The following is a 19264-nucleotide window of genomic DNA, read 5'->3' on the forward strand; positions in this document are numbered from 1 at the left end:
TATGTACTATAGTGCCAAACAAAAGCCGAAGCTATGCACGTCCGCTTCGGCTCGTTTGCGTCCACCGCCTAACGTCCAAACGGCGAACTGCACGATTCTTTTAGTCGTCTTGGCCAAACCGTTCGACAAACGCGGTGAGCGTGCGCACCATGACGCCCGTCGCTCCAGCCGGGCCGAGGTCGCCGTCTTTCTTTGCGGCGGCCGTTCCGGCGATATCCAAATGCACCCACGGCGTGTCTTCCGCAAATTCGCCGATGAACGCCCCGCCCATAATGGCATGTCCTTCCCGCCCCGGCGAGTTGTTCAAGTCGGCGATTTTGCTGCTTCGCACCCGCTCTCGGTCGTGTTCTGTAATCGGCAGCCGCCAAATGAATTCCCCGGTTTCCATCGACGCTTCCAGCACCTGCTCAAACAGCTCCTCATTGTTCGTCATCGCCCCCGTTTTGTCCGCGCCCAAGGCGACGATCACGCCGCCCGTCAACGTGGCGACATCGATGATGTAATTCGCGCCGCATTGTTTCGCATACGTCACCGCATCGGCCAAAATGAGCCGTCCTTCCGCATCAGTGTTTTTCACTTCAATCGTTTTTCCAGACAAGGACGTAATGACATCGTCCGGCTTGAACGCCTCGCCGCTGATCATATTGTCGGTCGCTGGAATGACGGCGAGCACGTTTTGTTCCGGCCGCAGTTCGCCGATGGCTTCCATCGCCCCGAGCACCGCCGCGGCGCCGGCCATATCGGTTTTCATGTCAACCATGCTGTCGCGCGGCTTCAAGCAATAGCCGCCCGTATCAAACGTCACCCCTTTGCCGACAAGGGCGATCACGTCTTCCCACTCGTCTTTTCCTTGGTATTTTAAGACGATCAGTTTGGGCGGCTGTTTTGACCCTTGGTTGACAGCCAAAAGCGCCCCCATGCCGAGCCGCTCCATGTCTTCCTTCTCCAAAATTTCATAATCAAAGTCATACCGGTTCGCGAGCTTTACGGCATAGTCGGCCAAATCCGACGCCGTCAGCAAATTCCCTGGCGTATTGACGAGCGTGCGCGCCGAATTCGTCGCCTTCCCGTACACCGAGCCGACAAACAAGCTCGCCTCAATTTCTGCCGCTTCGGCCGCCGTGTAGACGATGAGCGATTCGAGCTGGTAGTCCGGTTCTGACTTTTTCTGCTTATACCCAGGGAATTCATACGTCGCCAAATGATACGCTTCCGCCAAGGCGTGCGCCGCTTCGTTTCCATCGACGGCCTCGGTCGTAAACGTGTCCAGCGCGACCGCCGCTTTCGTCCGCTTCGCCTGCTTCAACGTGCAAAACAGCTTGCCGAACACCTCGCGCAGCCGTTCAAACGTCAGCTCTTCTTTTTTGCCGAGGCCGACGAAATACAGCCGCTTCGCCCCCATCGGCAAAAATGGATGAACGGCGGCGATGCGCCCCCGTTTCGCGGAAATATCGCCTTCCTTCTGCAGTTCCGACAGCCGTCCGCCAAGACGGGCATCGTATTCGCCGGCAAGGCCGCTCCATGAATTCGCCCCTTCAAACAAGCCGATGACAAGCGCCTCATCCCGTTCCTCAACCGACGGCAATGGTTTTACCGTAAACATCGTCTCATCCCTTTCCATGTTGATTCACTCCCACCTTCATTATAGCGAGGCAAAGCGGTTGTTTCGACTATCTAATTTTCTCTCCCTGCGTTCACTCAAAAAAATCAGCCGCAGCGGGCAGGAAATTGCGTTCGGCAAGGCGAATCCGTCATCATCACGATGATTGAGAAAGGACCGACGCTGATGAGAATCGTTTCCCTTTGTCCAAGCAACACCGAACTGCTCGCCTATCTCGGCCGCCTTGACGATGTCGCCGCCGTCGATGATTCATCCGACTGGCCGCCGGAAGTGAAGCGGCTTCCGAAAGTCGGGCCGGATCTTCGCATTGATATGGATCAAGTCGAAGCGCTCAAGCCGGATCTCGTCGTCGCCTCCTTAAGCGTGCCCGGCATGGAGCGCAACGTCGAGGAGCTCAAACGGCGCGGGCTCCCGCATCTCGTGCTAGCGCCGAATTCGCTCGATGACATTGCCAACGACCTTCTTCGGCTTGGCGAAGCGCTTGGCGAAACGAAAAAAGCGGCTGAACTTGTCCGCCGCTATTATGACGTGCTTGATTGGCACCGCGAGCGGGCCGCATCGGCCGAACCGGCCCGCCTCTATTGGGAATGGTGGCCTCGTCCGCTCTTCACCCCGGGCGGCGCCAACTGGCTGAGCGAATTGAGCGAACTCGCCGGCGGGCGCAACATTTTCGCCGACTTTCCTCAAGCGAGCGTCCAACCGGAATGGGACGACGTTCTCGCCCGCAATCCGTCGCACATCTTGCTCGTTTGGGTCGGCGTGCAGACAAAAAAAATGAGCGCAAAAGCCGTCACGGCGCGCCCGAATGCCCAACAGGCCGAGGCGGTCCGCACCGGGAACATCCACATTTTGGAAGAATCGCTCTATTGCCGTCCGTCTCCGCGCCTCTTGGTCGGATTAAAAAAATTGGCGCCGCTTTTGCATCCGGCGCTGTTTCCTCCCGCTGACAGCCGCGATCCGCTCCTTTGCGGCTGACGAGCGGGAGCCCTCTCAACTTTTTGATTCCAAATACTGCTGGCGAAACACTTGCATCGTTTCATCTTCGTTCAACCGCTTCAACTCCTCTTCCGACAGCGTGCCATCCCCTTTTTGGATAATATAAACTTGCACTTTCCTTTTTCCCCAATATTTATAGACATCTTCCACGGTTTCATAATATAAATCAATGCGATGGCCTTTGATCGCCCCGCCTTTGTCGGCGACGACGCCGAACCCGTATCCGGGGATGAACAAAATCGTGCCGATTGGAAACACGGTTAAATCCGCCGCAATCGTCGAATAAAGATCGCGTTTGACGCGGACGCCGGAGTACGTGATGCCATACTCAGGGTGATCGGGCGTTTTCCCGGTCGATTCAATGCCGGCTGTATAGCCGGTGGCGACCACTTCAACGGATGGATATTTTGACCAGTCAAAATGATCCTCAAGCCGCGGAACAGAGCGGCTCTCGTTCTTCGCAAGCCCTTTCATTCCCCAAATGGGCTGATGATCCATCGATAAAGCGCTCGGAAAGGGATGGAGAACCGTCTTCGCGTCAACCCCGGAAACGGACTCGAATGTCGCAAAGAGCGCCGCCAAAAACAGCAGCGTCATCGCGGTTCGGCGCACGAACTGCCTGAACCCATTCAATGCTCTCAACTCCTCTCACATCTCTATTTATCTCCATTTCAAATCGAAATATTCATTGCGAATGAGACAAAAGAAACGAAAAAACCGTCCATGAACAGCCTCATTGTGAAATCCGAACGCAAAGCTTGGGCGTTTGGCCAAAAACATACCCGAACCGACGTTGTGATCCGCTCGCACGCTCATCAGCGCTGTTCACAAAAAAACGCCTCTGCCCAAGGCAGAGACGCTTGAAAACATTCAATAATCCTTTCGCGCTTTTTCCATTAGAATGCGTTTTGCATTTCGAACATGCTTTAAAACATCTGATACCCTTTCGCCCTCAACGTGCGGATCGCCCATCCGGCGCAAAGAGCGCCGGCAAAGCCGCTTGACAAAATCAACAAATCCGCCGCCGCCAGCGAAGCGATTTTCCGGCCGAGCGCCGCGAACGCATCGGACGGCGCGGTGAAATAGCGCATCAACGGCACATCGTCGATAATGAAAACCGCAATCAACGGAAAGCAGACCGCCAAAATCCACGTCATGCGCAAAATCATGTTCAGCAAAAACCCAATGCCAAAAAACAAGACGAAAAACAACACCATCGAAATCAACACGACCGGCAAACTCATTTGCATCCGCCCTTCACCTCCCGTACACCCGTTTTCAGTGTACTGGATCGGGCGGATGACCGTCAATGTTCGTTCTCCTCTTCGTGATCGCTTCCCGTTCCTTGGCAGCTGTAGCACGTTTCCGACCCGCCCAAAAGCAGCTGAACGTATCCATGCCCCTCGCAGTACGGGCAGTCGTTCATTGTCAATGTTTTTGGCATCGATGTTCCCCTCCGTTTCTTTTTTGTTAATATATCAAAATTTTCTGCAAAATAAAACGGCGATTCCCCCTCATTTCCGCCTGTGTAAGCGGATACATCTTTCGATCGCTTTTATTTTCTTGACTATTCTTTCAATTTCGATGATTCGAAGTAAAGGCGGTATTTCGTGTAGCCGAACGGATCGCCGGGATTGAGTCCGTCATGCAGCGAAAGGGAATCAAGCGGCTCGAGCGCCAACAAATAGCGAAGCAAGCCTGATGTGTTCGGATCATTCTCGAGCGCCGTTTTGCTCAAAAACGCGGCGGCATACAGCTCATCCGTCTGCACGACGATGTCGCGCGAGAGCGGGCGCAACAGAAAAATCGCCATATTGTCGCTGATCTCCCCAGCAATGACGCCGGTGCGCAAGCCTAGAAGCGCGACCGGCTCGGCGTCGATCCCCGTTTCTTCCTTCACTTCCCGAACCGCCGCCTCATCGAGCATTTCCCCCGGCTGGACGAACCCGGCCGGCAGCGACCATTTGCCTTTTAGCCCGCTGTATTTTTTCTTGACAACGAGCCATTCCCCATTCTTGTTGATAACCAGTCCGGCCGCCGCAATCCAAACGTTTCCTCGTTTGTTGTCCATCGTCCTCATCCTTTTCTCCCTATCGTTATGCACCCGTTTGTATTTCGACAATCGAGCGGCGGATCCCTGTTTCGCTGCCATGCAAAAAGCTCCCGCCATCACGGGAGCTTTTTGGATTGATTAGAAAAATTTAAATTTGCCTTTTTTCATCACAAGCGACGAACCGCCGATCAAATACAGGGCGCGGTTGTCAATCACTTTTTTCATGAAGCTCGCTTTCGTGCCCCACAGCTTTTTGCCGAACACGACCCCGATGGCATCGTCATGGCCGAGCGAGCAAACCGTCCCTTTAATATCCGGCTTGAACGGCTCCAGCTCCCCTTGTCCACGGATGAGCACCGCCAAGTTTTTCGCGCACAGCTGGCCTTCTTGCATGGCGATTTGCGCCGTCGGCGGATACGGGCGGTTCGTTTCTTCATCAATCACGAGCGAACAGTCGCCGACGACGAAAATGTCTTCATGCCCCGGGACGCGCAAGTACGGATCCACTTTAATGCGCGCCCGCGCCGCTTCAAATCCAGATTCCTCGATGACGCGGCTGCCGCGCACGCCGGCCGCCCAAATGACGGTGCCGGCTTTAATTTCCTCGACATCATCACCTTTGGCCACAATGATGCCATCCGGCGTGCATTCCTTAATCGCCGTGCCGATTCGAAACTCGACTCCTTTGCGCTCAAGCTGGCTGACCGCGTACTCGACGAGCTCCGGATCGAAGCCCGGCAGCGCCGTGGGCGCCGCCTCCACGCAAATGATGCGCACTTTGTGCGGATCGATGTCATACTCGCGGCACAGCTCCGGCATCCGGTTGGCGAGCTCGCCTAAAAATTCAATGCCGGTAAACCCCGCTCCGCCGACGACGATCGTCAATCGCTCCTCTTTCTTTTCCTCTTCCGCGTTGTACGTCGCAAACTGGTATTCGATATGTTCGCGGATTTGCCGCGCAGCGTCGACATTGGCGATCGAAAACGCGTATTCTTTCAAGCCTTTGATGCCAAATGTCTCCGACTCAAACCCGAGGGCGATGACGAGGTAATCGTATGTCAGCTCGCCGTTTTCGAGCAGCACTTTCTTTTCGCTCGGAACGATTTTCGTCACCGTATCTTGGATGAACTTCACTTTGTTTCGGTCGATGACATCGCGGATCGGGTAGCGCACACGGTCATGGTGCAGCGTGCCGGCCGACGCCTCGTGAAGCCATGTCGTCTCGTAATGGTAATCGTGCTTGTTTACAAGGGTGATGTTCGCTTCGTTCACGCCGATGAGCTTTTGCAGGCGGACGGTCGTCATGAGCCCGCCATAACCAGCGCCTAAAATGACCACATTCGGTTTTTTCATTTGAATCCCTTCCATCCTTTTTTCATTGTGATTATAGCTTTTGCCGCTGCCCCCGTTTTTATTGAGTGAAGTTTGTGAAACACTTCACGTTTGTTGCCAAAAAAATGTCGGGAGACTGTCACAAAACATTAACAATTTCTCCATTCATCATATTAGCCCTTTTTCTTTCTCATTTCAAGACTTTTTTCGCTGCTTTGTCCCAAAATTTCTTTCGTTTGAACAACGTCCATTTATGGTAAGATAGAGTTGTGCAGCCATCCATTTCATGCAGGGAGGGATGTTGGTGAAAGAAGATCGCACGATGTATGACGTCACGATTATCGGCGGCGGGCCGACCGGGATGTTTGCCGCGTTTTACGGCGGGTTGCGGCAAATGAAAGTCAAAATTATCGAAAGCCTTCCACAGCTCGGCGGGCAGCTGGCCGCGTTATATCCGGAAAAATACATATATGATGTTGCCGGATTTCCGAAAGTGCGCGCCCAAGAGCTCGTCAATCAGCTGAAAGAGCAGATGGACCTATTTTCGCCGACCGTCTGCCTCAACGAGTCGGTCGACACGCTCGAAAAGCAGGAGGACGGAACGTTTAAACTCGTCACCAATCAACAAATCCATTATTCGAAAACGGTCATCATCACCGCCGGAAACGGTGCCTTTCAGCCGCGCCGGCTCGAAATCGAAAGCGCTTCCCGCTATGAAGGAAAAAACTTGTATTACTTCATCAACGACTTGGGGCAGTTTTCCGGAAAGCGCGTGCTCGTCTGCGGCGGCGGCGACTCGGCTGTTGACTGGTCGCTCATGCTCGAACCGATCGCCCAAAGCGTCACGATTGTGCATCGCCGCGACAAATTCCGCGCCCATGAACATAGCGTCGAGCAGCTCAAGAAGTCGAGCGTGCAAGTGAAAACGCCGTTTGTGCCCGTTGAACTCGTCGGCGATGAACGCGGCATCCGCCAAGTCATCCTTGAGCATGTGAAAGAAGGAACGAAAGAAACGGTTGAGGTTGACGCCGTCATCGTCAACTATGGCTTTATTTCTTCGCTTGGCCCCATCAAAAACTGGGGGCTTGACATCGAAAAAAATGCGATCAAAGTCAATTCGCGGATGGAAACGAACATCCCCGGCGTGTATGCGGCGGGCGACATTTGCACCTATGACGGAAAAATCAAGCTGATCGCCTGCGGTTTTGGCGAAGCGCCGATCGCCATCAGCAGCGCCAAAACGTACATCGATCCGACGGCGCGGATGCAGCCGGCGCACTCCACATCGCTGTTTTGAGCGTGACATCGTTTCTCTCTGTCCTTTTCGGCCGATCAAAGCGCTGTCTTACCCACTGTTTTTCTGTCGAGAAAGACGCTGTCTCAACAGGCCGCTCTTCACCATAGCACATCCAGCAAGTTTTATGCGTATATACGGCAATCAAAAAGAGGGTGTCCCAAAACGATCGGGACACCTTTTCTGATTACGATCAAACAATCGCGAAAAAACGATATGTTGTGTTTTGTTTAAGAAAAAACACCCTTTTCGGTCAACCCCTTCTTTTTCATGCGCCGCGCTCCGGCGAAGCCGTTTCACCCTGATCGCTTTCAACCTTGGCTGCCCGCTCCTTCTCAAGCAGCTTGACTTGCCGATGCAAACTGAACAAACGCACCCAGCCGAGCATGCCGACAACCAAACCGCCAAGGACGGCCGAACCTAAAATGACGATAATGAGCGGCAAACGAGTTTCGCCGATTAAATAATGGATCGTCACCTGCTCGACATTTGCCACCGCCAGCAGCGCCACAATGAGCGCCAAGACAAGCGCCAAGATGACATTGATTTGTCCTTTCATCGTTTCTCCTCCTTTTGCGCTCCCGAAAAGGCGGATGTTGGAGCGCGTGTTTATTGCAAAATAAAAATGCAGAGATCTGCAGAGAATTTGGCTTAGGCCAACTTGACATGGAGTGGGGGGCGTGATAGCCTTTTTAGGCATAGCCAGCCCTTGATATTGCTGGCTTCCTGGCTTTTTAATCACGCCCCCAGAGGCTCCATGTCAAGTTGTCATTCTCTGCACTTTTCCTTGCAAAACTCTGTATTTTTTCTTTGCAGAAAACAAGCGCGGCCGTTTTCCCCAATTTCGTGAGGGAAAGCACCCCTTCCAACATTTCGCCAGTCGGTGTACGCCCACGTTTTCAACCGGCCATGCGGCGAAAACCGGCCTTCTCAAGAGCTCGACGATCACGGCAAGGCAGGCCGCTTGCCTCTGCCGGGCGGATCGAGGTCAACCTGTCCGCCCGCTTAACATTGCTCCGGCGTGCCGGCATTGGTCGCTGTGCGGAACGAGGAGCCGCAGCCGCACGTTGCGATGGCGTTCGGGTTGTTGATCGTAAACCCGCCGCCAAGCAGCGACTGTTTATAGTCGATGACCGTTCCGCGCAAAATCGGTGCGCTGTCGCGGTCCACCAAAATTTTGATGCCGTGCTGCTCAAATTCGATGTCGTCATCGCGCCGCTCATGGTCAAAGCCCATGCCGTACGACAACCCGCTGCAGCCGCCGCCATGGACGCCGACGCGCAAATACGCGCCTTCTTCTTCCTGCTCTTTCATCATATCTTTGATTTGAAACGCTGCCGCTTCTGTCAGCGTAATGACTGCCTCTGCCATCGATGATCCCTCCTTTAACGGTCGACACTGGCCAAACAGCTTGGCCGTTTTTCGACAGGTTCGCCCGCTTTCACCCGACGACTCGGACGGGGCGAATCCCCTTGAATGGTTCGCGCCTTACTTAATAGTATACCGCCTTCACCCTTCGATGCTCAACCGTTCCGCCCGCCTCGGTAGTAATAAACGCCGGTGCAAACGGTCTCGGCCGGGCCGGTCATGAGCACGCGCCCGTCATGCCCCCAGACGATCATCAAATCTCCGCCGGCCAAATGAACGACCGTTTCTTCCCCGCGCGCCGTTTTGCCGTTTAACACCGAAGCGACGACCGCCGCGCACGCTCCGGTCCCGCACGCCTGCGTCACGCCGGAGCCGCGCTCCCAGACGCGAAAATGAAGCTCGCGCTCGTTCACCACTTCAACAAACTCGACGTTCACCCCTTCCGGAAAGCGCGGGTCCTTTTCCACGAGCGGGCCGAGCGTCGTCACCGGCGCTTTGTTGATGTCATCGACGTAAAAAATGACGTGCGGATTCCCCGTGGACAGCGCCGTAATTTCATATTCGGCCCCGCCAATGGCAAACGGCTCGGCGACAACCCGATCCGTTTGCGGTCCCGCCATCGGAATGGCGCTCCGCGAAAGGCGCGGCTCGCCCATATCGACCGTCACGCTCGCCACTTCGCCGCCTTCCACCGCCACGCAGGCTTCCACAAGCCCAGAGAGTGTTTCAATCAAAAAGGAGCGCTCGCGGACGATGCCGTGCTCGTACGCGTATTTCGCCACACAGCGCAAGCCGTTGCCGCAGTTTTTCCCTTCCGAACCATCGCTGTTAAAAATGCGCATTTTGACCGGCGCTTTCTCCGATGGACAAATGAGAATCAAGCCATCCGAGCCGATGCCTGTGTGGACATCGGCGACGCTGCGGGCGATCGCCGGCAGCTCCTCTTCCGGCAATGTTTCCCGGAACAGATCAACGTATATGTAGCTATTACCCAATCCATGCATTTTCGTAAACGAAAACGAACGCACACGGCTCCCTCCTAACCATTTTTTATTTCATGCGTATATTGAACGCATCAACTGGACACAATGGGAATATCCCCCGTTTTTTTATATACATGGAAGAGGATGCCGCATCGCGGACATCCTCCTTTTTTTCATCAAAACATTGGGTTTTCCTCGAGATGCCGGTAAATATTTTCGACGAGCTGCTCGGGCGTTTCGCCGCTGACAAACTCGCCGTTGACGAGCGCAAACAGCGTTTCCGCGCAGCGTGTGCAATAGCTTAAGCAACTGTATTCAATGATGTCCAAGTTCGGATCCTTTTCCAACATTTCCATTGCTTTGTACGACCCGCTCGCTAAGTTGCTGATGCAAAATTCGATGATTGGCAATATCATGTGCGGTTCACCTTCCTGCTTCCCATCGTAGCGGTTTTCCGGCGCGGCGTCAATGAACATGCTCGTTTGATCGAGGAAGCGGAAAAATTATTGTTCTTTTGTCACAATTTCGTTATACTTTTTTATGGCATTGTCGGCTTTAGAAACTCGACAAAAGGGGATTTTTCACGATGAGACAACTTGTATTGCTTGGCGGAGGATACGGCAATATGCGCATTTTGCAGCGCCTCCTCCCGGACGAATTGCCAAACGACATTCATATTATCCTCATCGACCGCGTTCCGTACCATTGTTTAAAAACGGAATATTACGCCTTGGCCGCGGGGACGGTCAGCGACCATCACATCCGCGTCCCGTTTCCGAAACATCCGCAGCTTGTGTACCAATTCGGCGAAGTCGTTTCGATTGATCTCGACCAGCAGCTCGTCCATTTAAAGGATGGGAGCAGCGTCCGCTACGATGATGTCGTGATCGGATTGGGCTGCGAAGACAAATACCACGGGGTGCCTGGCGCCAAGGCGCATACGTACAGCATCCAGTCGATCGATAAGGCGCGCGCCGCCTATGAAGCGCTGAACAATTTGCCGCCGAAAGCGACGGTCGGCATCGTCGGCGCGGGATTGAGCGGCGTCGAACTCGCCAGCGAACTGGCGGAGAGCCGCCCGGACTTGCACATCAAGCTATTTGACCGCGGCGAGCGCATTTTGCCGATGTTTCCGAAACGGCTGAGCGATTATGTGGAAGGCTGGTTCGTTGAACACAAGGTGGAAATCGTCCGCAACTCCAACGTCACGAAAGTCGAACCGGGCGTCTTGTACAACCACGACGAACCGGTGGAATGCGACGTCATCGTCTGGACGGCCGGCATCCAGCCCAACCGCGTCGTCCGCGAGCTGAATGTCGAAAAGGACAAGCAAGGCCGCGTCGTGCTGACGAAGCGCCATCACATCCCCGGCTATGAAAACGCCTACGTCGTCGGCGACTGTGCGAGCCTGCCCCATTCCCCGAGCGCCCAGCTCGCTGAAGCGCAAGCCGAGCAAATCGTCCAAGTGCTGCAAAAGCGGTGGAACGGCGAAGAACCGCCGCGTGAATTCCCGCCGATCAAATTAAAAGGCATTCTCGGCTCACTCGGCAAAAAGCACGGCTTCGGCCTGCTCGCCGACCGCCCGCTCACCGGCCGGGTGCCGCGTTTGCTGAAATCGGGCATTTTGTGGATGTACAAGCACCACCATGGGTATTGACAGCACGGCTGGGTCTTATTCAGCAAAAAAGGCGGAATTCATTCCGCCTCAGACTGTTGACAAAATGGTTATAAGACAGTTGTCTTATAACCATTTTGTTCCATTTTTAAGGTTGTTTTTCTTGATGAACGAACCAAAATAGATGCATACTCGAATACATACAGAAAGGAGAGGCCCTTTCTCCACAAGTAGTTCGCCAATTTCTTTAAATTCATGGCAGCACAAACAAGCATCGCCTGCATCTGGTTTCTTTCCAATCCTCGATAATTCGTCCAGCGCAGACCATGCTTCTCTTTTAAATCTGCAAAATTCCGTTCAATCGTCTGTTTCCTTAATTCATACAACTCGCGATGTTCTGGTACATATCGTAAATGTTCGGCTTCTTCGTAATACTCTTGCCAAACATGGCGTGTCACGACTTTCGTATGATTTTTGCTTGCTGTACACTTTTGAAGGGATGGACATCCCTGACAGATGGATGGATCTGATTTATACTCCCGATAGCCTTCCCGATTCGTTGTTGAATAAGATAACACTTGGTGATTGGGACAAAGGTAACAGTCAAAATGTTCGTCATATACAAATTCAGATTTTCGGAAGAACCCATCTTTCGTCTTTGGACGAGTATATGGCCAAATCGGATGGATCTCTTGTTCTAATAGGTATTTCGCAATCGCTGGCGTTTTATATCCGGCATCGATGCACACATCTGTTGGGCATCCTTTGATTTCTTGCTTCACTCGCTCAAACAGTTCAAAAAACGCTTGGCTATCATGAACATTGGCGGCAGTGACATACGTGTGTAATATCCAACCATGTCGGTCACAAGCGGTGTGATAAGAGTAAGCAAATACCCGTTCACGTTCATTTTTCACAAACATCCCACTGTCTGGATCTGTTTTACTGACTTTGATTTCTCGTTTTTTTTTATCATTTTCTGGCGGTAGTGGGGATTTCCCATGAGCGATGCGATCTCGCTCAATTTCTTTTTCTAATTCATCTTGATAAGCTTTCGCTTCCACTTCTGCCATTTCTGTTGTGAATTTTCTTTTGTTCGCACTCGCCTTCACATGAGTAGAATCGACAAATACGACACTTGGATCCACAAGCCCGTGTTGAAAGGCTTCTTCCAAGATTCTTGAAAAAATCTTTTGAAAAACATCGGTTCCCGCAAAACGTCGCGTGTAGTTTTTACTTGGTGTCGAATGATGGGGCACAGGATCATGCAGACTCAATCCCAAAAACCAACGATAAGCCACATTTGTTCGAATCTGTTCTACGGTTTCACGCATCGAACGAATCCCAAAGATGTAACGAATCAAATACATTTTGAACAGCACAACGGGATCAAGACTTGGTCGTCCATGGTTAGGAGAATACAAATCCTTGACCATATCGTAGATAAAGGAGAAGTCAATGGCTTTTTCTAGTTTACGAACAAGGTGGTCTTCAGGAACAAGATCATCAATTTTTACCGTTGTTTCGATATGTCTCCGATCTTCTTGGTAACGTTGAAGCATCTTATTCCACTCCTTCAAGATACCCTTATACCTATATATTAAAACAGCTTGTCGACTTTGTCGACAAGCTGAGGCGGAATTCATTCCGCCTTTTTCCCTTCCGGCGTCGACGGTCGATACCCGTATTTCTCCATTTCCGCACAAATCGCCTTCAGCCGCGGATTCCCTTCAGCAACGACGTTCCCTTCCACCACAACAACCGGATACACCCAGTCTTCTTCGACGATCGTCTGCGCAAGCTTCCGCTTCGCCTGATCATCGGCCGGCGGCGCGAAAATATCGACGTACGTCATCACAAACGGCTGATCGGGATATTTGCGGCGCAGCGCGGCCTCGAGCCATTCGTACGTTTCTTTCGACGACGGCAGCTGCACGCATGACGGGCAAATCACGTCAGCCCCATATACACAAATTTCGATCGGTTTGAATGTCATCTACGTCACCCTTTGCGAAAGCAAAATTTATCATTAGATTTTTTTTCTCACCATGATTATAATAAAATAAAGAAAGGAGTCGATGGAAATGACGGATCAAGAAATTAAAGAACAAGTGCAAGAAGTTTTAGATAAACTCCGCCCGTTCCTGCTTCGCGACGGCGGCGACTGCGAACTCGTCGATGTGGAGGACGGCGTCGTGAAACTTCGCCTCCTCGGCGCATGCGGCAGCTGCCCGAGCTCGACGATCACGCTCAAAGCCGGGATTGAGCGCGCGTTGTTTGAAGAAGTGCCGGGCGTCGTCGAAGTGGAGCAAGTGTTTTAATAGTAAAAAAATCCGAACAGCGGCCGCTGTTCGGATTTTTTTACGCCTCAAGCGCCAGCTTGTAGACGCGGCTGCCGCGCGGCTCGACGGAAAGACGCGCGATTTTGCACGCTGGAAAATGCGGGCGCAGCCGCTGCGCAAGCCGATCTCCTTGACCCGGTTCGGCAAAGACGAGCACCGTCGGCCCCGCTCCGCTCAGCGCCGCACCGATCGCTCCGTATTCAAGAGCGAGCGCCTCCGCCCGCTCGAGTTCCGGAACGAGCTGTCTCCGATACGGCTGATGGAACAAGTCGGCGGCCATCATCCGGCCGGCAAGCTTCCAGTTTTTCGTGAGCAATGCCGCGACGAGAACATTGCTGACGGCGCTCGCCTCGACCGCCCGCTCTCTCGGCCATTGTTCCGGCAGCTGCCCGCGCGCTTTTTTCGTTTCCAGTTCATACTCGGGAATAATGGCGACAAGTTCTACATCCAATTGGGGAATATGGACGACATCCACGCCCGCCCCGCGGCAGCAGCCGATGACCAGCCCCCCGTACAACGAGGCGCCGACATTGTCCGGATGTCCTTCGTATCGGGTCGCCAACTCCATCTTTTGTTCGCGCGGCAACTGAAGCCCAAGCAGCGCGTCGGCGAGCTCAATGCCCGCAACGACCGCCGCCGCGCTGCTCCCGAGTCCGCGCGTAAACGGAATGTCGCTGTACACCTCCACCGCGCAGCTCGGCAGCCGGCGGCCGTGAACATCCGCCGTCTCCGCCGCCACTTGGTACACCAAATTGTCCATCCCGCGCGCAATGCCGATCACTTCCGCTGTTTTCGGCGTAAACGACCACGCATCCGCCAAGCGGACGTCAAGCGTCAAATAACGATTGACCGCGAGCCCGATCGAGTCAAACCCAGGCCCTAAGTTGGCCGTGCTTCCCGGCACGACGATTTTCAACATCTCATCTTCCTTCATGTGCGGACAACCCCTTGCAAATGCTCCAAGACAACTTGTTCATCGTTCGGCAGCACGATCGGTTCAATCGCTGCCGTCTCCAAGGCGATGGATGGATCCTTCAGGCCGTTGCCAGTGAGAACAGCAACGACGAGGCTGCCGCGTTCGATTTCGTTCCGTTCACGCTGCTTGATCACCCCGGCGATGGCGGCGCATGACGCCGGCTCGGCAAAAATGCCTTCCGTTCGGGCGAGCCGCTTGTAGGCGGCCAAAATTTCCGCGTCGCTCACCTCATCAATTTTTCCGCGCGACTCGCTCGCCGCCTCGACCGCTTTGCCCCAGCTCGCCGGATTGCCGATGCGGATCGCGGTCGCCACCGTCTCCGGCTGTTCAATCACCCGGTTGCGGACGATCGCCGCCGCTCCTTCCGCTTCAAAGCCGCGCATTTGCGGCAAGCCCGTTCCTTTCGCTGCATGATACTCCTTAAACCCTTTCCAATAGGCGGTGATGTTGCCGGCGTTGCCGACTGGAATGGCGAGCACGTCCGGGGCGCGCCCAAGCTGGTCGCACACTTCAAACGCCGCTGTTTTTTGCCCTTCAATCCGGTACGGGTTGACCGAGTTGACGAGCGTAATCGGCGCCGTTTCGCTCAGCCGGCGCACCATTTTGAGCGCTTCGTCAAAGTTGCCGTCAATCGCAAAAATTTCTGCGCCATACATCGCCGCTTGCGCCAACTTGCCGAGGGCGATCTTGCCGTTCGGAACAACGACGAGGCAGCGCATGCCGGCGCGCGCCGCATAGGCGGCCGCCGAAGCCGACGTATTGCCGGTCGAGGCGCAAATGATTGTATGGCTTCCTTCCTCTTTCGCCTTGGCCACCGCCATCACCATGCCGCGGTCTTTAAACGAACCGGTCGGGTTCGCCCCTTCCACCTTGACATACAGCGTAATCCCTAGCTCCTCCGACAAGCGCGGCAGCGGGATGAGCGGCGTATTCCCTTCGCAAAGCGACAGCCTTGGCGTCGCCGCAGAGAGCGGCAAAAAATCGCCGTAGGCGTCAAGCAGCCCTTTCCATGCCATTACCGTTTCTCTCCTTCCACTCGATACGAGCTTTGCACCCGCTCAACAATTTCCAAATCGCCGAGCTGCAGCAAAATCTCTTCGTAGTCTTGCTGGGAGGCGTCATGCGTGACGATGACGATTTCCGCCAGGCCATCCTCTTTCAGCGGCAATTGCAAAATTTTCTCAAAGCTCACCCCGCGCTCGGAAAACAACGTTGTAATTTTGGCAAACGCGCCCACTTGGTCTTTCACATGAATGCGCAAAAAGTATTTCGAAAAAATTTCCGCCGGTGTCTTCAACTGTTTTTCATATTGCGGAGACACCGCATAATGGCCGTTTACGCCAAGGCGCATATTTTTCATCACTGCGACCAAGTCGGAGACAACCGCCGTCGCCGTCGGCAAGCTGCCCGCCCCCGGCCCGTAAAACATCGTCTCTCCGACCGCTTCGCCGTATACGTACACCGCATTGTATTCGTTGTGCACGGACGCCAACGGATGCGAATCCGGCAAAAACGTCGGCTGAACGCTCACCTCGACCTTCTGCCCGTCGCGCTGAGCGATGCCGATCAATTTCATCGTGTAGCCGAGCCGCTTCCCATAGTTCAAGTCTTCCTCCGTCACTTGGGTGATGCCTTTCACTTGCACATCGTCCAAATCGATGTCCATCGAAAAGCCAAGGCGGGCCAAAATGGCCATTTTTCGCGCCGCATCGAGCCCTTCGACGTCCGATGTCGGGTCGGCTTCCGCGAACCCGAGCGCCTGCGCTTCGGCGAGCACGTCCTCATAGGAAGCGCCGTTTTGCGACATTTTCGTCAAAATGTAGTTCGTCGTCCCGTTCACAATGCCCATCAGCTTCGTAATCCGGTCCGACGCCAGCCCGTCGACCAAGCTGCGCAAAATCGGAATGCCGCCGGCGACGCTCGCTTCGTAGAACAAATCACAGCGGTATTCCGCCGCCACCCGAAGCAGCTCCGACCCGTAGACGGCCATTAAGTCTTTATTGGCGGTCACGACATGCTTTCGTTGCCGCAGCGCCCGCAATAGCAGCTCTTTTGTCTCCTCAATGCCGCCCATCACTTCGATAATGACATCAATGTCCGGATCGTCAATCACCTCAGCCGCACTCGTCGTAAGGAGCGACAGGTCAACGGCGACATCGCGCGGTTTCTGTACATCCCGGACAAGGATTTTTTTCACCTTCACCGGACACCCGACTTGATGCATCAACTTTTCCTGATGGTTTTCAATAATTTTGACCACGCCGCTCCCCACTGTTCCGAATCCTAACAACCCAACAAAAATTGGCTTTTCCATCCTTCCCGCCCCTTCTGTTTACGTACAGTAGACATTTGTACTTTTATAGTAGACATTATAAAAGACGATCGGCCATTTGGCAATGAAAATTTTTACGAGATCCGGTTCACCGGCGTCAGCGGCGGCCGGCCTTCGAGCACGGCGATGATGTTGTCGCGCGCCAATGTCATCATAGCGCGCCGCGTTTCGTACGTGGCGCTGCCGATATGCGGCAAGGCGACGACGTTCGGAAGCGAAACGAGCGGATGATCGGCCGCGACCGGCTCGTTTTCAAATACATCCAGCCCGGCCGCGGCGATCTCCCCGCCGACCAGCGCCTCATACAACGCCTGTTCATCGACGACCGCTCCGCGCGCCGCGTTAATGAAAATCGCGGACTTCTTCATTTGCCGGAACGCCTCGCGGTTGAACAAACGGCGCGTCTCGGAGGTAAGCGGCGTCAAGCAGACGACAAAATCGCTCTCTGAAAGCAAGTCAGCGAACGGGCGGTAGACGGCGCCAAGCTTCTCTTCCGCCTCCGGACGGCGGGAGCGGTTGTAATACAGAATGTTCATGTCAAACCCCTTCGCCCGTTTCGCCACGGCCTGACCGATGTTCCCCATGCCGACGATGCCGATCGTTTTATGATGGACATCGGCGCCGGCCAGCAAAAACGGGCTCCAGCTTTTCCATTTTCCTTCCTTCAAAAATTCAGCCGCTTCGACAAGGCGGCGGGCGGTGGCCAACAACAAAGCAAACGTCAAATCGGCCGTCGTATCGGTCAATACATCGGGTGTATTGCAAACGAGAATGCCGCGATGGGTCGCCGCCGCTACATCAATGTTATCGTAGCCGACGCCCATATTGGCGACCACTTTCAGCGCCGAACCGGCAGACAGCACAGTTTCATCGATCGGATCAGACACCATCGGCAAGATGGCCGTCGCTCTTTTCGCCTTTTCCACGAGCACATCGTGCGGCACAGCCATATCTTCATGGGGCCACATTTCTACTTCAGCGATGGTCAAAAGCGGCGCGACCACGTCCTCGGGCAATTTTCGCGCAATGAATACATACGGCTTCGTCATGGTGCAGCCTCCCGCATCGTTTTTTTCTAAATCTTATCACAACTTTGGCCGAAAAAAAACGGGAAGTTGCCCCTAAGGTTTAACGGCAGGGAAGCGGTCGTTTTTTCGTTTGGGCCAAAAAAAGCGGGAAAGCTGTCTTCCCTGCGTTACGCCGGCGGCAGCCACTCGACCGCCGGCAGGCGGATGCGGTTTGAGATGCCGGCGATCTTGGCAAACGAAGCCAAAAACCGTTCATATTCATGCGATCGCTCCAGCAAGCGCCGCAACTCCCCCTCCCGCCTTGTCTGTTCACTCTCATCCACTGCGATATAATATGCCTCGACACATTCAAAATAGGAAAGCGGAAACAACAGCCTGGCGTAAACGAGTCTCCAAGCAAACGGCGACAGCGGCGACGCATGTTCATACTCTTGAAAAAACTGCCGCACCGCCCGCTGACAGCCAAGTCCGCTCTTTTCGTACAAATGGCGCACCCATTCCGCCAAATCGCGGGCGCAATGGTCATACACCCAGTCGGTCGGCAGCTTCGCTTCGATCCCCCCAGCCCACTTCGCCTCGGGGAGACGCTCATGGCAAAATGCCGCGTAATCGATGCGCCCTGGTTCTTCGTCAATCTCGGTATCCGCCACATACTGCACCGCGTTTTCCGCCAAGCCTAAATAATACGGGAACGATTCGATAAACAGCCGATCAAACGGCGACGACGGTCCAGCAGCGAGCTTGCTCGACCAAAACGCCTCCATTTGATCGATCCGCTTCGCCCACAATTCGCGCCATTGGCCGATGCGCCGGCATGCGACGATCGGCCATGGACATGTTCTTCCGCATTCATGCATCACCGCCAATTCCCTTCCGAGTGAACGAAAGCGGGCCGCCGGAAGCGGAGCACGAACGAGCGCCAACGGCTGTCCATTATAGGGGGCGATATACGTTCCGGACGTCGTTTTGACCAGTTCTCCGACGCCGTCCACTCCTTTTGCCCGCAAATAGCGGCTCATTTGCTGGCGCTCTTCCATTTCCGCTTCGCTTTGCCCATCAGCGGAAACAATGAGGAAACGCTCCTGCTTATGCCAAAACGCGGTATGCATCCCTCTTCGTTCGAAGCGTTCGACGCGCATGCTATACTGTTCACGCACCCAAGCTTCCATCGCCGCTCCTCCTTTTTCCTTTTTGCCGAAACCAGTCATTCCGCTCGTTCCGCCCCTTCATCTCATCGCCGCCCCATCGATGAGCCGATTCCGCCTCCGCTCCAGCATGAAACGGCCCCATTCACGCGCCTATGCTGATCAGCCAGCGCATGGCT

The 19264-nt window shown here is 54.2% G+C and carries 20 protein-coding genes and 1 pseudogene; 4 read left to right on the top strand and 17 right to left on the bottom strand.

The genetic code is table 11. The annotated features are described in order from the left end of the window. Positions 1–100: 100 nt before the first annotated feature. On the bottom strand, positions 101–1603 hold the full coding sequence (locus tag LG52_RS14825; RefSeq protein WP_044733299.1) for a leucyl aminopeptidase: 1503 nt from the start codon (positions 1601–1603) through the stop codon (positions 101–103). A gap of 183 nt (positions 1604–1786) precedes the next feature. Here LG52_RS14825 and LG52_RS14830 point away from each other — a divergent pair, with 183 nt between their 5' ends. After that, positions 1787–2596, top strand: a complete 810-nt coding sequence (locus LG52_RS14830; RefSeq protein WP_044733300.1) for a cobalamin-binding protein — start codon at positions 1787–1789, stop codon at positions 2594–2596. A gap of 15 nt (positions 2597–2611) precedes the next feature. Here the strand turns inward: LG52_RS14830 and LG52_RS14835 are convergent, their stop codons facing one another. The 5 genes from LG52_RS14835 to LG52_RS14850 all read right to left on the bottom strand — a co-directional run bounded on the left by LG52_RS14835 (position 2612) and on the right by LG52_RS14850 (position 6038). Further along, positions 2612–3250, bottom strand: a complete 639-nt coding sequence (locus tag LG52_RS14835) for a 3D domain-containing protein (RefSeq protein WP_082055802.1) — start codon at positions 3248–3250, stop codon at positions 2612–2614. Positions 3251–3543: 293 nt separating this feature from the next. Then, a complete protein-coding gene (locus LG52_RS14840) occupies positions 3544–3867 on the bottom strand; it encodes a YuiB family protein (protein ID WP_044733302.1) in 324 nt (107 codons plus the stop codon). 56 nt (positions 3868–3923) lie between these two features. Then, on the bottom strand, positions 3924–4061 hold the full coding sequence (locus tag LG52_RS20370; protein WP_197071988.1) for a YuiA family protein: 138 nt from the start codon (positions 4059–4061) through the stop codon (positions 3924–3926). A gap of 123 nt (positions 4062–4184) precedes the next feature. Further along, the gene (locus tag LG52_RS14845; RefSeq protein ID WP_044732505.1) at positions 4185–4688 is read right to left on the bottom strand and encodes an NUDIX domain-containing protein; all 504 of its coding nucleotides are present in this window, start codon (positions 4686–4688) and stop codon (positions 4185–4187) included. Between the two features lie 120 nt (positions 4689–4808). Further along, positions 4809–6038, bottom strand: coding sequence for an NAD(P)/FAD-dependent oxidoreductase (locus LG52_RS14850; protein ID WP_197074555.1), 1230 nt, complete (start codon positions 6036–6038; stop codon positions 4809–4811). Positions 6039–6300: 262 nt separating this feature from the next. Here LG52_RS14850 and LG52_RS14855 point away from each other — a divergent pair, with 262 nt between their 5' ends. Next, on the top strand, positions 6301–7299 hold the full coding sequence (locus LG52_RS14855) for an NAD(P)/FAD-dependent oxidoreductase (protein ID WP_197071990.1): 999 nt from the start codon (positions 6301–6303) through the stop codon (positions 7297–7299). A 265-nt stretch (positions 7300–7564) separates the two neighbouring features. On the opposite strand, the gene LG52_RS14860 is transcribed toward LG52_RS14855, so the two are convergent. The 4 genes from LG52_RS14860 to LG52_RS14875 form a co-directional block, all read right to left on the bottom strand. After that, positions 7565–7855 carry a LapA family protein gene (locus tag LG52_RS14860; protein WP_044732507.1) on the bottom strand — a complete coding sequence of 97 codons (291 nt, stop codon included), beginning with the start codon at positions 7853–7855 and terminating at the stop codon, positions 7565–7567. A gap of 446 nt (positions 7856–8301) precedes the next feature. Next, positions 8302–8667, bottom strand: coding sequence for a HesB/IscA family protein (locus tag LG52_RS14865; protein WP_013144338.1), 366 nt, complete (start codon positions 8665–8667; stop codon positions 8302–8304). 152 nt (positions 8668–8819) lie between these two features. Next, positions 8820–9692 (bottom strand): diaminopimelate epimerase, encoded by an 873-nt coding sequence (dapF, locus tag LG52_RS14870; protein ID WP_044732508.1) that lies wholly within the window; start codon positions 9690–9692, stop codon positions 8820–8822. Between the two features lie 131 nt (positions 9693–9823). Next, the gene (locus LG52_RS14875; RefSeq protein WP_044733304.1) at positions 9824–10063 is read right to left on the bottom strand and encodes a YuzB family protein; all 240 of its coding nucleotides are present in this window, start codon (positions 10061–10063) and stop codon (positions 9824–9826) included. Positions 10064–10233: 170 nt separating this feature from the next. On the opposite strand from LG52_RS14875, the gene LG52_RS14880 reads away from it, so the two are divergent. Then, a complete protein-coding gene (locus tag LG52_RS14880) occupies positions 10234–11304 on the top strand; it encodes an NAD(P)/FAD-dependent oxidoreductase (protein ID WP_044732509.1) in 1071 nt (356 codons plus the stop codon). A gap of 68 nt (positions 11305–11372) precedes the next feature. Here the strand turns inward: LG52_RS14880 and LG52_RS14885 are convergent, their stop codons facing one another. Both LG52_RS14885 and LG52_RS14890 read right to left on the bottom strand, forming a co-directional pair. Then, entirely contained in the window at positions 11373–12824 is a 1452-nt protein-coding gene (locus LG52_RS14885; protein WP_231584475.1) for an IS1182 family transposase, read from the bottom strand. Between the two features lie 80 nt (positions 12825–12904). Next, complete coding sequence (locus tag LG52_RS14890) at positions 12905–13258, bottom strand: YuzD family protein (protein ID WP_044732510.1); 354 nt, start codon at positions 13256–13258, stop codon at positions 12905–12907. Between the two features lie 12 nt (positions 13259–13270). Between LG52_RS14890 and LG52_RS14895 the strand changes: the two are divergent. Further along, a pseudogene (locus LG52_RS14895) lies at positions 13271–13583 on the top strand (NifU family protein). A 40-nt stretch (positions 13584–13623) separates the two neighbouring features. Here the strand turns inward: LG52_RS14895 and thrB are convergent. The 5 genes from thrB to yutH form a co-directional block, all read right to left on the bottom strand. After that, positions 13624–14538 carry a homoserine kinase gene (gene thrB / locus LG52_RS14900; RefSeq protein ID WP_044732511.1) on the bottom strand — a complete coding sequence of 305 codons (915 nt, stop codon included), beginning with the start codon at positions 14536–14538 and terminating at the stop codon, positions 13624–13626. Further along, the gene (gene thrC / locus LG52_RS14905) at positions 14535–15596 is read right to left on the bottom strand and encodes a threonine synthase (protein WP_044732512.1); all 1062 of its coding nucleotides are present in this window, start codon (positions 15594–15596) and stop codon (positions 14535–14537) included. The genes thrB and thrC overlap by 4 nt, the downstream gene beginning before the upstream one ends. Then, the gene (locus LG52_RS14910; RefSeq protein ID WP_044732513.1) at positions 15596–16894 is read right to left on the bottom strand and encodes a homoserine dehydrogenase; all 1299 of its coding nucleotides are present in this window, start codon (positions 16892–16894) and stop codon (positions 15596–15598) included. Before LG52_RS14910 ends, thrC begins: the two co-directional genes overlap by 1 nt. Positions 16895–16986: 92 nt before the next feature. Then, positions 16987–17961: a 2-hydroxyacid dehydrogenase gene (locus tag LG52_RS14915; protein WP_044732514.1), complete on the bottom strand. Its 975-nt coding sequence runs from the start codon at positions 17959–17961 to the stop codon at positions 16987–16989. 146 nt (positions 17962–18107) lie between these two features. After that, complete coding sequence (gene yutH, locus LG52_RS14920) at positions 18108–19109, bottom strand: spore coat putative kinase YutH (RefSeq protein WP_044733306.1); 1002 nt, start codon at positions 19107–19109, stop codon at positions 18108–18110. Between the last annotated feature and the right edge of the window lie 155 nt (positions 19110–19264).

It is taken from the genome of Geobacillus kaustophilus (assembly GCF_000948285.1).
GTDB lineage: Bacteria > Bacillota > Bacilli > Bacillales > Anoxybacillaceae > Geobacillus > Geobacillus thermoleovorans_A.

Bases quoted from the DNA above. Each gene is read 5' to 3' on its own strand.
- LG52_RS14825 (WP_044733299.1), bottom strand. From the start codon at position 1,603: ATGTTTACGGTAAAACCATTGCCGTCGGTTGAGGAACGGGATGAGGCG.
- LG52_RS14830 (WP_044733300.1), top strand. From the start codon at position 1,787: ATGAGAATCGTTTCCCTTTGTCCAAGCAACACCGAACTGCTCGCCTAT.
- LG52_RS14840 (WP_044733302.1), bottom strand. From the start codon at position 3,867: ATGCAAATGAGTTTGCCGGTCGTGTTGATTTCGATGGTGTTGTTTTTC.
- LG52_RS20370 (WP_197071988.1), bottom strand. From the start codon at position 4,061: ATGCCAAAAACATTGACAATGAACGACTGCCCGTACTGCGAGGGGCAT.
- LG52_RS14845 (WP_044732505.1), bottom strand. From the start codon at position 4,688: ATGGACAACAAACGAGGAAACGTTTGGATTGCGGCGGCCGGACTGGTT.
- LG52_RS14850 (WP_197074555.1), bottom strand. From the start codon at position 6,038: ATGGAAGGGATTCAAATGAAAAAACCGAATGTGGTCATTTTAGGCGCT.
- LG52_RS14855 (WP_197071990.1), top strand. From the start codon at position 6,301: ATGTTGGTGAAAGAAGATCGCACGATGTATGACGTCACGATTATCGGC.
- LG52_RS14860 (WP_044732507.1), bottom strand. From the start codon at position 7,855: ATGAAAGGACAAATCAATGTCATCTTGGCGCTTGTCTTGGCGCTCATT.
- LG52_RS14865 (WP_013144338.1), bottom strand. From the start codon at position 8,667: ATGGCAGAGGCAGTCATTACGCTGACAGAAGCGGCAGCGTTTCAAATC.
- LG52_RS14875 (WP_044733304.1), bottom strand. From the start codon at position 10,063: ATGATATTGCCAATCATCGAATTTTGCATCAGCAACTTAGCGAGCGGG.
- LG52_RS14880 (WP_044732509.1), top strand. From the start codon at position 10,234: ATGAGACAACTTGTATTGCTTGGCGGAGGATACGGCAATATGCGCATT.
- LG52_RS14885 (WP_231584475.1), bottom strand. From the start codon at position 12,824: ATGCTTCAACGTTACCAAGAAGATCGGAGACATATCGAAACAACGGTA.
- LG52_RS14890 (WP_044732510.1), bottom strand. From the start codon at position 13,258: ATGACATTCAAACCGATCGAAATTTGTGTATATGGGGCTGACGTGATT.
- thrB (WP_044732511.1), bottom strand. From the start codon at position 14,538: ATGAAGGAAGATGAGATGTTGAAAATCGTCGTGCCGGGAAGCACGGCC.
- thrC (WP_044732512.1), bottom strand. From the start codon at position 15,596: ATGGCATGGAAAGGGCTGCTTGACGCCTACGGCGATTTTTTGCCGCTC.
- LG52_RS14910 (WP_044732513.1), bottom strand. From the start codon at position 16,894: ATGGAAAAGCCAATTTTTGTTGGGTTGTTAGGATTCGGAACAGTGGGG.
- LG52_RS14915 (WP_044732514.1), bottom strand. From the start codon at position 17,961: ATGACGAAGCCGTATGTATTCATTGCGCGAAAATTGCCCGAGGACGTG.
- yutH (WP_044733306.1), bottom strand. From the start codon at position 19,109: ATGGAAGCTTGGGTGCGTGAACAGTATAGCATGCGCGTCGAACGCTTC.